Annotated in this window: 24 protein-coding genes; 17 read left to right on the forward strand and 7 right to left on the reverse strand. The window is 37.2% G+C overall.

The features are described from left to right. Positions 1-115 precede the first annotated feature (115 nt). A complete protein-coding gene (locus tag NP781_RS07805; RefSeq protein ID WP_257521928.1) occupies positions 116-895 on the forward strand; it encodes a DUF4085 family protein in 780 nt (259 codons plus the stop codon). 403 nt (positions 896-1,298) lie between these two features. Beyond that, positions 1,299-1,523, forward strand: a complete 225-nt coding sequence (locus NP781_RS07810) for a hypothetical protein (protein WP_257521929.1) — start codon at positions 1,299-1,301, stop codon at positions 1,521-1,523. Between the two features lie 175 nt (positions 1,524-1,698). Here the strand turns inward: NP781_RS07810 and fumC are convergent, their stop codons facing one another. Next, a complete protein-coding gene (gene fumC, locus NP781_RS07815) occupies positions 1,699-3,090 on the reverse strand; it encodes a class II fumarate hydratase (protein WP_257521930.1) in 1,392 nt (463 codons plus the stop codon). 278 nt (positions 3,091-3,368) lie between these two features. Further along, entirely contained in the window at positions 3,369-3,584 is a 216-nt protein-coding gene (locus NP781_RS07820) for a hypothetical protein (protein ID WP_004228943.1), read from the reverse strand. A gap of 316 nt (positions 3,585-3,900) precedes the next feature. Here NP781_RS07820 and NP781_RS07825 point away from each other — a divergent pair, with 316 nt between their 5' ends. The 5 genes from NP781_RS07825 (at position 3,901) to eis (ending at position 7,656) form a co-directional block, all read left to right on the forward strand. After that, positions 3,901-4,113, forward strand: coding sequence for a helix-turn-helix transcriptional regulator (locus NP781_RS07825; RefSeq protein ID WP_221683212.1), 213 nt, complete (start codon positions 3,901-3,903; stop codon positions 4,111-4,113). After that, positions 4,110-4,508 carry a hypothetical protein gene (locus NP781_RS07830; RefSeq protein WP_221683180.1) on the forward strand — a complete coding sequence of 133 codons (399 nt, stop codon included), beginning with the start codon at positions 4,110-4,112 and terminating at the stop codon, positions 4,506-4,508. The genes NP781_RS07825 and NP781_RS07830 overlap by 4 nt, the downstream gene beginning before the upstream one ends. 201 nt (positions 4,509-4,709) lie before the next feature. Then, a complete protein-coding gene (locus NP781_RS07835) occupies positions 4,710-5,267 on the forward strand; it encodes a hypothetical protein (protein ID WP_221683181.1) in 558 nt (185 codons plus the stop codon). Positions 5,268-5,707: 440 nt separating this feature from the next. Beyond that, a complete protein-coding gene (locus NP781_RS07840; RefSeq protein WP_202341877.1) occupies positions 5,708-6,436 on the forward strand; it encodes an AAA family ATPase in 729 nt (242 codons plus the stop codon). Further along, the gene (eis, locus tag NP781_RS07845; protein ID WP_257521931.1) at positions 6,433-7,656 is read left to right on the forward strand and encodes a GNAT family N-acetyltransferase; all 1,224 of its coding nucleotides are present in this window, start codon (positions 6,433-6,435) and stop codon (positions 7,654-7,656) included. Before NP781_RS07840 ends, eis begins: the two co-directional genes overlap by 4 nt. A 33-nt stretch (positions 7,657-7,689) precedes the next feature. Here the strand turns inward: eis and NP781_RS07850 are convergent, their stop codons facing one another. Further along, positions 7,690-9,072 carry a MocR-like pyridoxine biosynthesis transcription factor PdxR gene (locus NP781_RS07850; RefSeq protein ID WP_221683183.1) on the reverse strand — a complete coding sequence of 461 codons (1,383 nt, stop codon included), beginning with the start codon at positions 9,070-9,072 and terminating at the stop codon, positions 7,690-7,692. A gap of 110 nt (positions 9,073-9,182) precedes the next feature. On the opposite strand from NP781_RS07850, the gene NP781_RS07855 reads away from it, so the two are divergent. Continuing rightward, entirely contained in the window at positions 9,183-9,623 is a 441-nt protein-coding gene (locus tag NP781_RS07855; RefSeq protein WP_257521932.1) for a GNAT family N-acetyltransferase, read from the forward strand. A 269-nt stretch (positions 9,624-9,892) separates the two neighbouring features. Here NP781_RS07855 and NP781_RS07860 read toward each other — a convergent pair whose 3' ends face one another. Next, on the reverse strand, positions 9,893-10,585 hold the full coding sequence (locus NP781_RS07860; protein ID WP_221683185.1) for a class I SAM-dependent methyltransferase: 693 nt from the start codon (positions 10,583-10,585) through the stop codon (positions 9,893-9,895). Between the two features lie 230 nt (positions 10,586-10,815). Between NP781_RS07860 and NP781_RS07865 the strand changes: the two genes are divergently transcribed. The 6 genes from NP781_RS07865 to NP781_RS07890 all read left to right on the forward strand — a co-directional run bounded on the left by NP781_RS07865 (position 10,816) and on the right by NP781_RS07890 (position 14,216). Next, positions 10,816-11,418, forward strand: a complete 603-nt coding sequence (locus NP781_RS07865) for a CPBP family intramembrane glutamic endopeptidase (RefSeq protein ID WP_257521933.1) — start codon at positions 10,816-10,818, stop codon at positions 11,416-11,418. Positions 11,419-11,490: 72 nt separating this feature from the next. Then, positions 11,491-11,676 (forward strand): helix-hairpin-helix domain-containing protein, encoded by a 186-nt coding sequence (locus NP781_RS07870; RefSeq protein WP_202341883.1) that lies wholly within the window; start codon positions 11,491-11,493, stop codon positions 11,674-11,676. After that, entirely contained in the window at positions 11,669-11,836 is a 168-nt protein-coding gene (locus NP781_RS07875; protein WP_016993359.1) for a hypothetical protein, read from the forward strand. The genes NP781_RS07870 and NP781_RS07875 overlap by 8 nt, the downstream gene beginning before the upstream one ends. An 8-nt stretch (positions 11,837-11,844) precedes the next feature. Then, a complete protein-coding gene (locus tag NP781_RS07880) occupies positions 11,845-12,477 on the forward strand; it encodes a hypothetical protein (RefSeq protein WP_257521934.1) in 633 nt (210 codons plus the stop codon). Between the two features lie 77 nt (positions 12,478-12,554). Then, positions 12,555-13,541, forward strand: a complete 987-nt coding sequence (locus tag NP781_RS07885; RefSeq protein ID WP_221683188.1) for a helix-turn-helix transcriptional regulator — start codon at positions 12,555-12,557, stop codon at positions 13,539-13,541. Positions 13,542-13,586: 45 nt separating this feature from the next. Continuing rightward, positions 13,587-14,216 carry a type 1 glutamine amidotransferase family protein gene (locus NP781_RS07890; RefSeq protein ID WP_221683189.1) on the forward strand — a complete coding sequence of 210 codons (630 nt, stop codon included), beginning with the start codon at positions 13,587-13,589 and terminating at the stop codon, positions 14,214-14,216. 54 nt (positions 14,217-14,270) lie between these two features. Here the strand turns inward: NP781_RS07890 and NP781_RS07895 are convergent, their stop codons facing one another. Further along, the gene (locus tag NP781_RS07895; protein ID WP_257521935.1) at positions 14,271-14,768 is read right to left on the reverse strand and encodes a DUF1648 domain-containing protein; all 498 of its coding nucleotides are present in this window, start codon (positions 14,766-14,768) and stop codon (positions 14,271-14,273) included. Positions 14,769-14,861: 93 nt separating this feature from the next. Between NP781_RS07895 and NP781_RS07900 the strand changes: the two genes are divergently transcribed. Together NP781_RS07900 and NP781_RS07905 are read left to right on the forward strand one after the other, a co-directional pair. Beyond that, positions 14,862-15,602: a sulfite exporter TauE/SafE family protein gene (locus tag NP781_RS07900; RefSeq protein WP_257521936.1), complete on the forward strand. Its 741-nt coding sequence runs from the start codon at positions 14,862-14,864 to the stop codon at positions 15,600-15,602. A 12-nt stretch (positions 15,603-15,614) separates the two neighbouring features. Then, positions 15,615-16,571: a PD-(D/E)XK nuclease family protein gene (locus NP781_RS07905; protein ID WP_306832342.1), complete on the forward strand. Its 957-nt coding sequence runs from the start codon at positions 15,615-15,617 to the stop codon at positions 16,569-16,571. A gap of 35 nt (positions 16,572-16,606) precedes the next feature. Here NP781_RS07905 and NP781_RS25610 read toward each other — a convergent pair whose 3' ends face one another. Continuing rightward, on the reverse strand, positions 16,607-16,798 hold the full coding sequence (locus tag NP781_RS25610) for a tyrosine-type recombinase/integrase (protein WP_373880550.1): 192 nt from the start codon (positions 16,796-16,798) through the stop codon (positions 16,607-16,609). Between the two features lie 27 nt (positions 16,799-16,825). Between NP781_RS25610 and NP781_RS07910 the strand changes: the two genes are divergently transcribed. Further along, on the forward strand, positions 16,826-17,395 hold the full coding sequence (locus NP781_RS07910; protein WP_257521938.1) for a hypothetical protein: 570 nt from the start codon (positions 16,826-16,828) through the stop codon (positions 17,393-17,395). A gap of 186 nt (positions 17,396-17,581) precedes the next feature. On the opposite strand, the gene NP781_RS07915 is transcribed toward NP781_RS07910, so the two are convergent. After that, a complete protein-coding gene (locus NP781_RS07915) occupies positions 17,582-17,815 on the reverse strand; it encodes a DUF3923 family protein (protein WP_257522511.1) in 234 nt (77 codons plus the stop codon). Positions 17,816-18,038: the final 223 nt, after the last annotated feature.

Genomic DNA, 18,038 nt, shown 5'->3' on the forward strand with positions numbered 1-18,038 from the left:
ATTGACCATGTGGTTTTTTACTACAGGATCGCCAAGTTAGGGTTTAATTAGATTATTAAGCTAGCGAGGTAGGTTAATGGAAAATTTATCTACTTAGAGAGACGAGGGTAATAAAATGAAATATTTTACTAAAGAATGGCATAAACTGTGTCAAAAAAATAATCTTCATCTGCATTTAGAGGAAGAAAAGCAAGCTGAAACATTCTCAGAAGAATATTTTCAACAGCTTTACGACTTTGAATTAAATAGTTGGCTTACTTTACAGGAAGAAGCTAATTTAATATTAAAATTTAATGAAACAGCAAACAGAGATGAAGATAATCACTATGAACCTTTTAATAAAGAGAAGGGAATAGAACAATTCCATGATATTTTCATACATAATCTTATGTATTTAAAAAAGCAATTACCAAAAACAATAGTAAAACAGATTGCAGATATAAGGGTGTTTGCTTTAGATAAGGCAACTCGTAATGTAATAAATGCTGTAACTCAACTTTGCGAGGAAAATAAAAGAATTGTAACTACAGTAATTGAAGATTATAAAAGATATATAAAAGAAAACTCAGCATTACTGGATATAGAAATTGATGGGGATTTTAGCTTCCATGATTGCAAAATTATAAAATCAATCAAGAATGATAAATCCTTAAATTTACTCCTTGATAACAACGGGAGTTATACAAATATAGATGAGGTCATATTTAAAAATTTTAATATTATCAAACAAGATAATTTGTTAGAAGATGCATGGTGGCTGTATGAGGAAATATATAAAGTGAATGACAAATATGAATTTCACGTTTTGCTACAAAATGAAACGATGGATTTAATTGATTTTATTATATCAGCTGAACAAATTTCCTTTATAAGTAATAAAAATAATCTTTCATAGTAAACTGAGGCGTTTTTAAAAAAGCCAATCCGTGATGGGTGGTCTTAATTTGTTTATGTATGATTGATTTATTAAAAGTCACATATCCAATCATAAATTTCTTAAAAGAGTTTGAATTTAAATATGAAGGCATATTCCAAATTATGATATGCTTTTTTTTTTTTTTGAGGTGTAAACGTTCGTTTAGGTTGCTATTCAAAATAAGCTAACATTGACCTAACGTAAAAATCATACATATACGCCAGAAGGTTATAACAAAATTCTAGCATTTTTACTTTTATAGAAACTAGATAAATTAAATAGCCTTACTCACGCGTTACTTTACACACGTTGCAGTTTTAATCAGCCCTAATTTACATTTAACACCTCAAATTATTAAGTGAATAAAAAGGGAGGTATCTTATTGTTTAAAGAAGTTTCAAAACCTCAATTAGTACTATCTTTTTTAATGGTTTTTATAGGTTTCTCACAAGCATTTAACAACTGGGGAGAAAAGAGAGGTTTATCTTTATTCTTTTTAATTGCTAGTAGTGTACTTTTACTTCTTTCTATTATTGGTCTGATTGTTTATAGGAAAAGGCAAATAACGCTAAAGACTAAAAAGCTTCAAAGGGGTTCTGGGTTATAAAGAAAAAAAGATTGAAGCGATTAGCCTCAATCTTTTTTACTCACGCATTCCTATACATACGCTAGCCGTATTTTTATTAGCCACACTAACATGTTGTAAAATACACTTGTTGCTCAAAATAGGGGATATTATCAGAGATGATGATATATCAATTGCATAGTCAACGTGCATTCTTCTATTTTACGTTCGGATAAATCATTGTTGCTGGGTCTACATATTCATCGAACTGTTCTTCTGTAAGTAATCCGCTTGCGATGGCTGCTGCCTTTAAGGTCGTGCCTTCTTTGTGGGCCTGTTTTGCGATTTTTGCTGCGTTTTCATAGCCAATATATGGATTTAATGCTGTTACAAGCATTAATGAATTTTGTAAATTATGATCGAGTACTTCTTTGTTTGGCTCAATGCCTACTGCACAATGGTCGTTAAATGATTTCATTGTGTCTGCTAATAGGCGAGTTGATTGTAAGAAGTTGTAAATGATGACTGGTTTAAAGACGTTTAATTCAAAGTTACCTTGAGAAGCGGCAAAGGCAATCGTTGCGTCATTTCCAACTACTTGCGTGACAACCATTGTCATTGCTTCACTTTGGGTAGGGTTTACTTTACCTGGCATAATGGAAGAGCCTGGTTCGTTTTCTGGGATCGTAATTTCCCCAATACCTGAACGAGGGCCACTTGCTAACCAGCGAACGTCATTGGCAATTTTCATTAAATCAGCCGCTAAAGCTTTTAATGCACCATGTGCTACAACAGCTTCATCATGACTTGTTAAGGCATGGAATTTATTTGCAGCCGATGTGAATTGTTTGCCTGTTAGCACACTAATTTCCTCAGCCACACGATCACCAAATTCAGGGTGAGCATTGATTCCTGTACCGACCGCTGTTCCACCAATTGCAAGCTCCTTCATATAGTCAATATTATGGATAATCATATGCTCTGATTTTGCGAGCATGGCTGCCCAACCGCTAATCTCTTGACCTAATGTAAGAGGTGTCGCATCCTGTAAATGCGTACGACCAATTTTAATAATGTCCTTAAATTGAGCGGCTTTATCTTCCAAAGTTGCTTTTAGTAAACGTAGTCTTGGTAATAAATAATCTTCCACTTTTAAAACAGCCGCAATATGCAATGCTGTTGGGAATGTATCATTAGAGCTTTGTGATTTATTGACATCATCATTAGGATGAATACGGTCCGCTTCACCAGCATCCTTTAATAGTTGATTCGCACGGTGAGCAATGACTTCGTTCACATTCATATTGGATTGTGTACCACTACCAGTCTGCCAAACCACAAGAGGGAATTGATCGTCCCATTGACCATTTAAAATTTCATCTGCAGCCTGCACGATGGCATTTGTTTTAATATCAGAAAGTTTGCCTAATTTATTATTCGCAATGGCCGCACTTTTCTTTAGGATCGTCATAGCTTGCACAAGCTCGATTGGCATTTGTTCCGTACCAATTTGGAAATTTTCTTTACTGCGCTGTGTTTGCGCGCCCCAAATTTTATTAGCAGGTACTTTAATTTCACCCATAGTATCTTTTTCAATACGATAATCCATGTCAAAACAGCTCCTTTAGTATGTAAAGTTCTCCTCATGTACAGATAAAAACGGATACTCTTAGTCTGATGTAAGAATATCCGTTTGATACATGCTTATTCAAAAAAGAGGGGGATTCTGAATGAAGCAATTTGGAGAAAGAAATAATCTATTGATAATGATAATTGTTATCAATTAAAAAGTCAACGGTTTAGCTTGAAGAAATTTAAAGTGAATGATTCGCACTCATTACTTATTTTATTCCCGAAATTTAAGGGAATAAACCATGTTTTAGTCGATTATCTCTTTTTCTTTCCAAGCTCTTTAAGAGGCTGCTTTTTAGGGATTTTTTCGAACAATATCTTCACATGAAAATTGTTGTCATCAACTTGTAGTACCTCCAATACCTTTGCCTTACGCCCTTTAATGCGAATATCTTCTTCCACAGTAGGTAGCTTGACGAGCAATTGACTTAAAACGGACGTCTTGTTTTCGTAATAATGAGTCACAAACATCGCGATTCTCCTTCTGACTTTTGATTGTTACTCAATTTATGAGCAAGGGATAATAGTTAGAACTTTGGAGGTGGTGATCAAAAAATGAAGAACAACGAATAGATGCTTAAGATAATTAAAAATTGAAAGGGGTCTCTAGGTGTACAGTTTTTTAAACCTGAAGTATTTTGGTTCACGACATAGTAAATAACAAAAAACTATGTGATAAGAGCTAATAAAATAATTGGGTGTAAAATATGTTTGCACCTTATTTGTCCTACCTTAATATTATGGTGTAAAAAATCTTTTACAAGCTAGGAGCGGAGTGGTGTTAGAAATGAAAAATAAAATAAGGGTATATCGAGAAAAAAATAACCTCTCACAAGGTAAATTAGCGGAGTTATGCAATGTGACAAGGCAGACCATTAATGCCATTGAAAATAATAAATATGATCCAAGTTTGGAATTGGCTTTTACTTTGTCCTATATTTTAAGTGCTCCTATAGAAGAATTATTTATTTTTACATATGGAAGGAATGAGAAAAAGTGACGATTACAAAAAAGGTAAGTTTAATCGGTTCTTTAGTTATTATTGTTTCTATTGGTAGTTACGGTGTATATGAATGGATCACGAAAGAAATGATTGGTGCAGCGACAATTTTCTTTGTATTCTTAGGAATAGGTCTTTTATTTCAGTCCATTACTTGGGGAGAAATGAACGGAGTAAATGAAGGAAAAAAAGATGAATTAGAAAAACATATAACACTTGTTAGTTCAAAAATTAGTTACTATCTTTTACTGTTATTTATGGTTATTGTTTTAGTGATCTCAGAAAGAGTAACCGCTTTAAATGATATTAAGAATATTCCACTTGTTATTGTCATAGGACTTGCTTGGATTACTATGCCAATTACTGAGTTTGTAGTTTCTAAAAAATATAGTTAAATAAATTGATCATTGTGAAGAAGGCTGATTTATTTTGATGAAGTTTAATTTTAGATCAACTTACCTCGATAGATTGATTAAGAGGTGAGTTGATTTTTTTGTTGGATATTTATGTTAAAATAACTATGGAAATTTTATGATAGGTTATTGTTATTAGACTACCATGACAAAAAAATTTAGAAAAAGGGGCGAGAAAGAAGAATGACAAATAATATCATCGAACAAGCAAAACGAGGGTTGGAGGGTTTTGCTATTGGAGGTTATCATACTAGCGGAAATTTTGGTAAGTATCGGGAGGAATACTATAAATATTTTGGAGATCCAGATTATGAAACGAGAAAGTACGCTATAGCTGCATTTACTTGTATGCTGGGTACTTGGGAAACAGGTTCTCTTCAGATATTTCAGCCAATTCAAGAGTGGGAGGAAAATAAGAAATGGAGCTCAAATCCATTAGACCAGAAGCGATTTTATCGTTTTAAAGATTATCTTTATGCACTGTTAGCACATCATGAGCAGATAGAGAAAGAATTTCCTTATATGTTTGAAGAGATTGTTTTGTTTTTAATAAAAATAGAATTAAATCAAGGGATCAGTTATGAAGAATGGTTTCCAGAGCATAACCCGAATTTGTTTCAGCGATTAAGAGAAGAAATTTTAATACCTAAACAACATTTGGCAGATAAAAGAAGTAATTGGGAATTATTGCTAAAAGAAATGGGTATTGAGCCTTTTTTTGAATCGGATCAATTTAGGTAATGAAAGTGATCCAAAATATCCCCTCAGAAAGGAAGTCTAGGTGATCTTAAAGAGAGGCACCCCACTTATTAGAAACAATCATTTAGCAAGCCACAGCGAAATAAAATTGCTATGGAAGCACTACTGCATGTTGCGGGGAAATCATTCACTCAGTCAGTTAGAGAGGAGGTCAATGTCCAGTTATTTTATAAAAAAATCAAAAATATGACATGATACTACAGGTAAGAATTACAACTTTCGACATGTTTTTTATTTATTTCTCGGGAAATATCTCATAGCGAGTTGTGAAAATGGTAGGGACTTCGTCAGCTGTTTTAGGCTATTTATGTTTGGCTGGCTCGGGTGGCTACATAAAAAAGTTACATTTCAATCAAACAGGTGGGTGGATTACGTTTCAGCTTGGGGGATGTTCGCTATAATAAGAGTAAGGAGGAAATGAAATGTATTTAAAATCATGTAAGATGTTACAGGATACGATTCCCAATAAACAGGAGTATCCTTTTAATATTCCAAGCTTGCAGGATTTGCATGAGCTGGAGTTCCCGACGAATGTCACGTTCTTTGTTGGGGAAAATGGTTCGGGGAAATCAACATTACTGGAGGCGATTGCCGATCGCTGCGATTTCAATACGGCTGGCGGCGGTCGTCAAAATTTATATGAAGTACATAAGGCGGAATCTTCATTGGGGGAATATATCCGTTTGTCGTGGCTGCCGAAAATATCGAATGGGTTTTTTCTTCGATCAGAAACATTTTATCAATTTGCCAGCCATATTGATTTGATAGAAGATCCAAGGAGATACAACGCTTTTGGTGGGAAATCTCTACACCACCAATCTCATGGTGAATCCTTTCTTGCGTTATTTATGAATCGCTTTAAGGGTAAAGCCATTTATTTATTGGATGAGCCTGAGGCGGCATTGTCTCCAACGAGGCAGCTGAGTTTGCTGAAAATAATGAAGGACCTTGAGCATGAGGCACAATTTATTATTGCTACACACTCACCCATTTTGCTTGGCTATCCCAATGCAACGATTTATAGTTTTGATCAAGGAGAAATTGAATCCATTCGCTATGAGGATACCATACATTACATCGTGACCAAACGTTTTTTAGATGCGCCACAGTCTATATTAAGAGAGTTATTTGATGAGGAGAGAGAATCATGAATCAACGAAAAGGCTTAATCATGCGAGAAATCCGATTAGATGAAATGGCACAGTCCATTGATTTACTGAATTATGTCTTTCAAATGTCAATGTCCATTCACAAGGATCGTCGCTTTGTGAATGCGAAGAGTAGGCAATTTAATGAAGGGCATGCCATCGGGTGGTTTGATGGTTCACAGCTTGTATCGCAAATATTAAGTTTGCCTTTTGAGGTGAATGTGCATGGTAAGATTTATGAAATGGGTGGCATCACAGCAGTTGGGACATACCCTGAATATTCAGGACATGGCTTAATGGAGAGTTTGATAATTGAAAGTCTGCAAAGTATGCGAAATGAAGGACAGTATATATCCTATTTATTTCCATATTCTATTCCTTATTACCGCAAAAAGGGATGGGAAATTATGAGTGATATTGTGGAATTTCAAGTGAAGGATACACAGCTTCCTCATTATGCTGGTCTTAATGGGAAAATTCGCCGAGTTGATCCGAAGCATGAGGATGTGGTGGATATCTACGCACGCTATGCACAGAAAACGCATGGCGTAATGGTGCGCAATAGTATTGCCTGGAACGAGAAATTTCAGGAGGATTTCTGGGAGGAGAAATTTATAGATAGTGATGTGAACCTTCAGGCAGCGGTCTACTATGATGAAGAAGATGTGGCGCAGGGCTATATGTTCTATCGTATTATGGAGGAAAATTATTACATTGATGAAATCGTCTATATGCAGGAAGAGGCTCGTAAAGGTTTATGGAATTTCGTCTCGGCTCACAGCTCGATGGTCTACAATGTCTATGGGAAAACAACCGGAAATGAAGCGGTAGCCTTTTTATTAGAGGACAGCGAGATCATTCAAAAGGTATCACCTTATTTCATGGCAAGAATCGTCGATGTCAAAGAATTTTTACTGCGCTATCCATTTATCGGTCAGGATTTCGAGCTTCAGCTAGCTGTCAGTGATCGCACTGTGGCATGGAATAATGGTACCTACATCATCAAAATGAAAGATGGAAACCTTGCTGTGCAGAAGGTAAGTGAGACGTTGAACGCGAATGCTGTGCATTTAACAGTGCAAACACTGGCTACCATGCTGTTAGGCTACAAACGTCCAACCTATTTAGAAAAAATTGAACGATTACAGGGACGTGCAGAGGAAATTGCATTGCTTGAGGCGGTTTTACCAGTGGGTATCCCAACATTTATTGATTATTTTTAAGAGGTATGGGGGTTAAAGCCATAACGTTGACGGTTATGGCTGCCACGCCTCTTTTAACAGCTCAATCCCCAGCTTGATTTCTTCCAACGCTAATTTACTAAAGCCTAATTGCAGCATTGGTTCCTTATTTGTTTGATGGATAAAAAAGGGGCTTGTCGGATAAACCTTCACACCGTAAGTCGCCGCTCGTTGGATTAGCTGCTGCTCGGAAAGTGGAGACTTTATTTTCACTAATACATAGAGGCCTGATTGCTCGCCTAACACGGATATTTGCTGCCCAAAATGTCGTTGTAGCTCCTGTACAAGGTGCTGCATTTTTTGTTTATAGGTCAAACGCATTCGTTTAATATGGCGTGTCCATTCTCCCTGCGCCATAAATTGGGCCATTGTGCGTTGATGGAGGGACGAAGCATTTTGTTCAAAGTGAGCAAAACGCTCTTTATATGGCTGAACAAGTGCATTTGGTAGCACCATATAGCTTAAACGCACACCTGGTAAAAACGATTTTGAGAAGGTGCCGAGATAGATTACCCTTGATGAGTCGATGGAGGCCAGGGCAGGAAATGGCTGTTGCGTATAGCGAAACTCTCCATCATAATCATCCTCTAGAATATAACCATCGACTTGTTGAGCCCATTGTATTAAGGTCTGTCGCTGCTGAATAGACATGGACACTCCGTATGGGAAATGATGTGACGGGGTGACATACATTAAGCGTGATTGACAGCTTTGGAGTATATCAAGTTGAGCTCCTGTTTCCATTACAGGTAGTGACTCTATTTCGAAGTGATGTAACTGGAAGGCTTCACGTGCACCGTCATAGCCAGGGTCTTCCAAAAGAATGCTTGGAAAAGAATCTTTTAGTAAAAAGCCAAGATACAAGAGCATTTGCTGTGTGCTACTACCGATAATGATATTGTCGCTCGTTGTATAAACCCCTCTTGCTTGTAGTAAATACGGCACAAGCTGCTCCTTTAGCACTGATTCTCCAAACAGTTCTCCATATTCGTAACAGGTTGATTCCTGTAATACTTGATTGGCAATTTGGCGCCATGTTTTCATGGGAAAATGTTGCTGATCGACAGCCCCTGCGCGAAAATCTACAAGATAGGATGCAACCTTCTTTTTTGGCTGTGTCATAGGGGGCTGTTCCTGCTCCTTTAGAAAAACCTGCTCTAGTGCATTGACGAAATAGCCTTTTCGTCCCTCCCCACGTATGTATCCTTCTGCGACAAGCTGTTCATAAGCGGTTAATGTAGTATTACGACTGACCTGTAAAGTTTCTGCAAGTTTTCGTATGGAGGGCAGGGAATCATCTGTTTGAAGTGTACCTTGCGTAATAAGTACTTTAATTTGCTGATACACTTGCTTATATTTTGCCTCCTTTTCTGTTAATAGAAAGATAAAATCGTCCATAAGGCACCACCTTGACATGTTAAAATGTTTGGAACTGTTTCTTTTGAAATGTCAGATTATTTACTACCATCATACTAGAAGGACAATCAAAAGGAAATGGAGAGCATAACATGAAAATTTGTAAGGTGACACAGGAAACGATAGGAGAAGTAGTCCCATTATTTAATGCCTATCGTGAATTTTATGGACAATCATCTGATTTACAGCAAGCCGAGCAGTTTATACAGGAGCGAGTGATGGGAGGAGAGTCTATTATTTTTCTGGCATATTTGGAGGAGAAGCCAGTTGGATTTGCACAATTGTTTCCAGTCTTTTCATCTGTAGCTATGAAACGAGCGTTTCTCTTAAATGATTTATTTGTGGCGGAACAAGCCAGAAAACAAGGTATAGCACAGTCGTTGATGGAGCAATGCTATGCCTATTGTCAGCAGGAAGGTGCTCGTTACATGATGCTTGAAACCGCCAGAGATAATGTCCAAGCACAGAAGCTCTATGAAAAAATGGGCATGACGGTTGATGAAACTGTTTATTATTACAGTATTTATTGGTGATTTTTTTCGATGTGATGGGAGTTGGTGGAGAGCCCGCTCAAATGTGAGGAGAAAGTGATCCATCAGAAGGAGAACCCGCTCAAACATGAGGAAAAGTGATCCAACTGAAGGAGAACCCGCTCAAACATGAGGAAAAGTGATCCAACTGAAGGAGAACCCGCTCAAACATGAGGAGAAAGTGATCCATCAGAAGAAGAGCACGCTCAATGCCCTTTTATATCTAAACTTCAGCCCCCACCATTTATTGTGTAATGGAGGGGGCTTTGTGTTTAGGCGTGGCTCATCCATCCTGCGAAGAGACCTGAGGAGAAAAAGCGGGTAATGTTTTGAAAGCCCGCTTCACTTAATAGCTGTTGGATTTCTTGATCGGAGAGGAAGGAAATATTCATGATGCCCTTGCCCATGCTATCTACCTTTTCTTTTGTATAGCCGGCATCTAAAAAGTAGCTTTGCCATATTTTGATGCGATCTTGTAGTTCGTCACTTTCTCGATCTCCGTAGGCACATGCGAGGACAAAGGGCATTCCAGGTTTTAATTGCTTGTGAATGTTTTGCAGTAGATGAAGTTTTTCCTGTCGATCTTCAATAAAATGAAGAACGAGGATACAGCTTGCTGCATCGAATTTCGGTGTTGATTGTGGCAAGCGCTCGATTGTTCCTTGTAGTAGCTGAACGCGACTTTCAATATCGAGTTGTACGGCTTTATGTTGTGCGATTTGGAGCATTTCCTCAGATAGGTCAACCCCAGTGAACTTCCATTTAGGGTTTGTTGGTCCCCATGCAGAAAGCTCGTTGCCCCCACCAGCTCCTACAACAAGTAGGGAAGCTTCTTGTTCCCATAAATGCATGCGGAAATAGGCTTGTGTCACGGCAAATAATGTGTCATAGGCAGGCACTGATATCCGCGTGCTTTGCTCATAAGTTCGTGCCTTTTCTAATAAATGTGTAGATAATGTACCCATTGTGATAGCCTCCAGTGTTTTAATGTCTCTATTACAGACCTTCAATGTCTGTAATAGAGTATAAATGAAAATAACTGAAAAGACAAAGGAGACCTCCGTAGACAGCAGTTTTTATGTAAAGCATTTAAAAATTAATAATAAAGATAAATAATTTAATGTTTATCATTAAATTACTATTGAAAATAATGGTGCTTTCTTCTATGCTTGTAGTAAACAGGAGGGGAAATAAGATGATGAATAGTTTAATTAGTGCCATTTTGCAAGTGATGTTATTTTCAGTGATTCCATTTATTTGGTGGCTTTGCACAGCGAGAAAAAAACAGACCTTTTTAACGTGGATAGGATTGCAAAAGCCAATTGTGTTGCACAAGGGAAGGTATGCCATGTACATTGTACTCTCCATTTTCGCGCTGTTCGTACCGAGCTTTGCGCTAATCTTTTTCTATATTGATCGCTCCTTACTAGCAGCGAATCAATTCGTGGGACTTGGAGCGACGGCAGTCATTCCAGCGCTTTTCTATGCCATTATTCAAACAGGTTTATCAGAGGAGCTATTATTTCGCGGCTTTTTATTAAAGAGAGTAATGAAGACTTTTGGCTTTCAAGTAGGTAATGTCGTGCAAAGTTTTGTTTTTGGCTGTGTTCATGGGGCCATGCTATGGTCGGTGCTTCCGCTTCATGTAATCTTATTAGTTGTGCTTACAACAGCGCTTGCTGGCTATGTGATGGGCTGGGTGAATGAACGAATTGCTGGGGGCTCTATTATTGCTAGCTGGAGTATCCATAGTATCGTAAATTTCATAGCGGCGTGCTTGTATATGTTTATATTTTGACTTATTTGCATTTCTTTGCTGTCACTTGCATAATAGGGCAGAGAAGATTTTTTCGTGAAGGGACGTGCAAGCATGACAGAGTGGCCTAAGGGAGTAGCAAAACCAGCAATTCGCGCATTACATGCCGCGGGCTATACAGAATTGAAGCAGCTAGAAAGAGTTGAGCTTTCTACATTAGCTCATCTTCATGGAATGGGTCCAAAAGCTTTAGCAGCGATTGAGGCGGCACTAAAGGAAAGTAGGGAACCTCGTGAATAAGCTGACATTATTTTTACTGGCGATGGTTGTCTATTATATCCTCGTTGTAGTCGTTATTAGCAAGCTGTTTATTATTCCTATTATGAAAGTGATGGCTCTTATCTTTTTTATAGGGGCAGGTTATATCTTTTCTCGTAAAATGCGTAGGAAATTACAGTAGGAGGTAATATGAAAATTGTTAAATTAACATTCTTTTATTTAGCTATTATTTTATTGGCATTGACGCTGTCCTTAGCGGGTGTTCGTCTATCCATCTCACTTGGAATATTTGCATTAATTGCGGTAGGGATGATTTATCGCCATATACATATTTTATATCGCACAAACAATATGGAGCAGGTAGATCAATGGGTAAAAAATCATCGAAAAGAGCCTATATTTGCTGCTCTCTATGCATCAGCTTACGGGACAAAAGAGGAACAGATTCAGGCAATCGATGTCATCATCCATCATTATAAGCAGCCAGCTATTAAGTACAATTACCTCTTTATTAAGGCGATTATGGAGGAGAATCTTGGAGCTGCTAAAGCAGCCGCAAGACAAATTGATAAGGAGCCTTTAACTAGCTATGCACTATGCTATATCGCTGCGCTTGAAGGTCGATCAGCCGATATGAGAAGTGATAAACTAACACAGCCGTGGATGCAACCTGCAATTGAAGCCATCTATGCCTATACAATAAAGGATCAGGCTAAGTTCCGCCAATTCGCAGATGACAGCATCCAACAAGCACGTGGCATACAGAAATACGCTTTAATACATAATTTTAAGCAAATGGAAGATGAATTGGTAAAGGCATAATCGAAGGGCTACTTGATAATAGTATCAGGTAGCCTGATTTTGTGTCAGAAATCATAAATTCAATGAGGTGGAAATGTTTGTCTAAAATAGATCATATGATGCAGATTTTATGGATGTTGAATTCAGGTAGGAAAATTACTGCGAAAGAAATTGCTGAAAAATTAGAGATAAATATCAGATCCGTTTACCGCTATATTAACTCACTTTCTGCCAGTGGTGTGCCAATTATAGCTGAAACAGGTCATCATGGGGGATATACCCTGTTGAATAATTTTATTAAAAGTCCTCTTATTTTTGATGTTGATGAGAAAGCGGCATTACTTCATGCTTCTATTTTTGCAAAAGAAGCTGGTTATTTTTTAGATGAGGCATTAAACAGTGCAACAGCAAAGCTTACAATGTATTCAAATCAGGAGCAAGAAAAAATGATTCAACAGCATTTACAAGGTTTCGAGATAATCGGTCCAACAGAAACCTCATTGGAGCCACTATTAAAAAAATTAGAAGAGAGTATAGTAAAGGAAACCTCTATAGAAATGGAATACCATACTAATAATGAAGAGCAATCTAAGTGTAGGGTGGTTAATCCATATGGTTTGGTTTATTGGAATCAAAACTGGTATATCGTTGCATTTTGTCATGTAAGAAATGAAATCCGTACTTTTAAAGTAGGCCGAATTAGCAGTCTGCATCAAACCGTCATCCCCTTCCAACGACCACAATCTTTCTCTGCCAGTGATTTTTTTATGGATAGCCTTTTTCCCCAAGATGAACATAAACAGAAGCTTGTGCCCTTCATCATTTGTGGAAAGACAAGTGCTGTGGATGCGATCAGTCAGCATTGGTTTTTAAAGTATCACCTCAAAGAACGCACCAATAAGAACGCAATATTTTTAGTAGATGAGGAAGCACTCCATACATATGTACCCTATTTACTTTTTCCCTATGGAAAATCAATCCAAGTAGTAGAACCCATAAGTCTAAAGCAAAAGATAATTGACGTTCTATATGAGCTCATACATTTTTATGGAAATGAAAACTTTACTGACGGAGAATGTCAGTAAAGTTTTTTTATACTAAGCATAGTTTCAATAAAAGGAGTGTTTATTATGCAGACAAGAAAAGTGTATCTTTATGTATTTGATACGATGGCAGATTGGGAGATAGGGTATTTAATGGCAGAATTAAATACAGGTAGGTATTTTAAAAAGGGGCTAGAGCCTTTAGAGGTGATAACTGTAGGGATTGATAGAAGTCCTGTTATGACAATGGGTGGCATCACCATACTTCCAACTATTGCCGTTGCTGAATGTCACTTGAATAGCATGGATGTCTTGATTCTTCCAGGAGGCAATACATGGCTAGAATCTATTCATGATCCTGTATTGAATAAAGTCTCAAAAGCGTTGAACGAAGAAGTTTTCATAGCTGCAATTTGTGGTGCAACGTTCGGTCTCGCAAAGCTTGGTTTGCTTGATACAAGACAACATACGAGCAACGATCTCGAATACTTGAAGATGCTTTGTCCACATTATATGGGGGATGAATATTTTAAACAGAAGCCAGCCGTAACTGAGGGGAATTTAGTAACGGCATCTGGCATTGCACCGCTGAATTTTGCCTACCATGTTTTGAGGCTGCTCGATGTTTTTACACCAGAAACATTACATGCTTGGTTTAAGCTTTATGAGACGCAGGAGAAAAAATATTTTTATGAATTAATGACATCCATTGAATAATAATTAGTCTAAGAAGAGCATGTTCATTGTTAAAACATGCTCTCTTTTTTTACATTAACTTTTTTTATCCAACAAAATGCCTCGCACAATACCCATCATGAAGATGCCAAATAACAGCAGTAAAAATAGGTAAGCATGCCATTGTTGTAAAATACGTTCGCGTCCTAAAGCCACCGTAAGATCATTGAACAGGGAGTAGGTAAAATACAATAGAATACTATTTTTGATGAGACAAAACGTTAGGATGCCATTTTGTCGCTGTCTATGGGATAGCGGTGCTTTATTTTTACGCATCACAGGATAAGCGGCCTTTATCTCTAAATAGTGTAAAAGTAGAAAGAGCATAAGAGCGACAAAGGGTAAATAAAAAATAGCGATTTTTGGACCGAATTGGGCATGGTCACTCGTAAAGCTTTGCAAGACAGGAATTGTGGCTGGGAGCTTGCCATATTGAATAAGTGTAGCTGTAATACCAGCTAAAAAAATAGTCGCCACAATAACAGTTAGCTGGTGACAAAAGCGTGGTGTGGGTGTTTTTTGTTGTATATGCATCCTTGCTCCTCATTTCCATCATCATTGATAATAACAATCTGTTATACTGTATCATAGAATGTTTGCTTTTTGTGCTAGAGAAAGAAGGATATTATGGAATACTTATTGTTTTTACTAATTGGCATCATTGGGAATGTCATTGGTACGTTAGTTGGGGGTGGTGGCTTAATTACCTTGCCAACGATGATGCTAATGGGAGTACCCGTCCATTCTGCTATTGGCGCAAATAAAGTGTCCAATATGGTGAGTGCTTTTTCAAGCTTTTATACAATTTATCAACGTAAGGAATTAGCATGGAATGAAATGCGTTCGGTGTTACTTGTCTCTTTAATCGGAGGTACATTGGGGGGACTTTTCGCTTCATTCATGAGTAGTCAATCATTGACGTTCATTGCTATTATTTTACTTGGCTTTGCGCTTGTCATGTCCTTTATGGGTGGAGCTGATTTTGGCGACAAGGAACGTTTTACGATGAATCGAAAAAACGGTCCGATCCTTCTTGGGGTTGGCTTTTATGACGGTATGTTTGGTCCTGGCAGTAGTACATTGGCGCTTTATACATATGCACATGAGAAAATTTCCTATATTAAAGCAGTCGGGCTATCACGGGTAGGGGTATTTGCAATGTGCTCAGGAGCAGCGATTACCTATATTGCTACAGGGAAAATCGAATGGCCCTTAACACTTATTTTAATGATTGGCTCGACGATTGGTGCACAGATTGGGCTTGTGCTAGCCAGAAAAGTGAAAGCACATCAGGTAAAGCTTTTACTGCGCATTGTAACGATTGTGCTGATCATACAGCTTGTTTATGATTTCATCCATCAGTTTTAGGAGGTGATTGTCCTGTTTGAAATTTCACCCTATCCAACCTTTTCGTGGTCGCTATCGCGTCATAAAACATTGACAAGCTGCGCCCGCAAATACGGCTATGAATATTACTTTTCACATAACGGGTGGCTCAGTTACAATGTGGAGCCATATCATCAACAGGTGTATCGCTTAAAAAAGCTGCAATCGATGCCTATTTTATTTGGGCAAATTGTCCATCGATACATTGAGCAGGCCATTAATGATTATTTACAAACAGGAAAAGCTCCAACTGTAGAGGAGCTAATTCAATTGGGGCGCGGACAGCTGAATGCAGCCTTTATTGACTCCACTCGTCGTCTTGAATTTTGGAGGCAAAAACCGAATAAGTATTATATGATGCAGGAAATCTATTATCATGGCACCCTTTCTCCTGAGCTGGTGCAAGACTATAAAGAACGTTTACGACTTGTCTTTAATCATTTTTTGATGAGTGAAACATTTCAGCAAATTACCTCACAAAAAGGCTCTCTCCGTATCGGAGAACCAGAGCAATTCCGCTCCATGAAAATAGAAGATGTCCAGGTATTTGTTGTTATGGACTTTCATTATTATGATGAATTGAGGGATAAATGGATTATTGTTGACTGGAAGACCGGTGGAGAATCTGATGATGACCGTCAGCAATTAGCCCTCTACGCTTACTATGTTCAGCAAAAATACCGTGTGTCTCTAGCGCAAATCGAGGTCTATAATGAATATTTATTAACAGGCAAGCGCAAGAAATATAGTTTTACAGACATCGATATGGAGAATATTTTGTATACGTTTCAGCGCAGCGTTTTAGAAATGAAAAAGTATCAGGCTGATATTTTTTCCAACGAGCCCGTAGACATCGAGGACTTTGAACAAACCCAAGAAAAATGGCATTGTCGTGGCTGTAATTTTAGGGAGTTATGTGCGCAGAAATATGATGAAACATTGAGCAAGTGACCAAAAAGTCATCGAAATGGTCGCTTACTTCATTTTTATTCTTTTTGGTTAAAATGACTATATGTATTGATTGTCATTTTTATATCAGAGTGACCTAGTTGCTCCTGTATAATCTTAAAATTTACATTCCGACTGACCATAAATGAGGCATATGAATGTCGTAAAGCGTGAAAATCCAACTTTGGTAAACTGTACTTTTCAATAATTCTTCTCCAGGCAAGATTTATAGCAGCAGGTTTTGATGGATAACCATTATGGAAATTTCAAAAGAAAGTGACTATGGTATGGAAAATAAAATTATACAAAATGTGAAACAAACTATTTCTGGGATTGAAATTGGGTATTTTACCACTGCCAAAAATTATATTTATGATGAGTATTTTAAATATTTTAATGATGATGATAAAGAAACTAAAAAATATGCATTATTAATTTTTACATGCATGTTAGGCAACTGGTTTAATAAGTCTACTTTTGTCTTTAAACCTGAAAAGGAACGTTTAAAATACAACAATGAAAAAGGAACAAAATTTTTTAATTTTGAGGATTATATAACTTCATTGTTAGATAACTATCAAAATATTAAACAAGAATTTCCTTATATGTTTGAGATTATTGTTGTGTATTTAATTTTGATAGAAAAGGATAAACATATGATTTATGAAGAATGGTTTCCAGAAATTAATCCGGAAGTATTTCAAGAACTTAGGGAGAAAATTTTAATTCCCAACAAAAATCTGGTCGATGATTGTCATCCAATAAAATATTTATATAGAGAAGTTGGAATTAAACCTTTTTTCAAAGGTGATTTTTTTGATGAATAAATACTAAAACCACATTTCAAATGTACAGCACCCATAAGTTAGGCCAAAAATCTAACTTTTAGCCCGTAGACATCGAGGACTTTGAACAAACACAAGAAAAATGGCATTGTCGTGGCTGTAATTTTAGGGAGTTATGTGTATCAAGGTGAAAAAGAAGCGAGTGCTAAAATAGCCTCTCGCTTCTTTTTAAGAAATTTTCGTAAAATGAGCTTTCGTGCTTTTTTTAATAAAGGAAAGAAAAATTAATTGCACAAGCACAACGATTAGAAACATGATGCCCAGAATAATGAATGACACCATTTTCACTTCAGGTGTTTGCACAATCCCTGCACCATCAACATTTCTTGCCCCAATAAATACGGCGATGCCGGAAAAGATCAATAACCATACAATATTTACAGCCCACCAGAATATTTTCATACCCAATATGAACACCTCTTTCTTCTTGTAATTCCCTCTAGGAGCTTAATTATAACAATTTAACTTAAATTTGGAAATGTCCGATAGACGGTGCTACATCTCAGCCTACAGACGGATTGACTATTTTTAAAATAGAAGTTTTTCATAGGCTTCATTTCTTATTTAGGGGAAATATGGTAAATTTGGTATGTGCATATTGTGGATTACCTTAGAAAGGAGGCAG

The sequence above is a fragment of the Lysinibacillus sp. FN11 genome, assembly GCF_024628845.1.
Taxonomy (GTDB): Bacteria; Bacillota; Bacilli; order Bacillales_A; family Planococcaceae; genus Lysinibacillus; species Lysinibacillus capsici.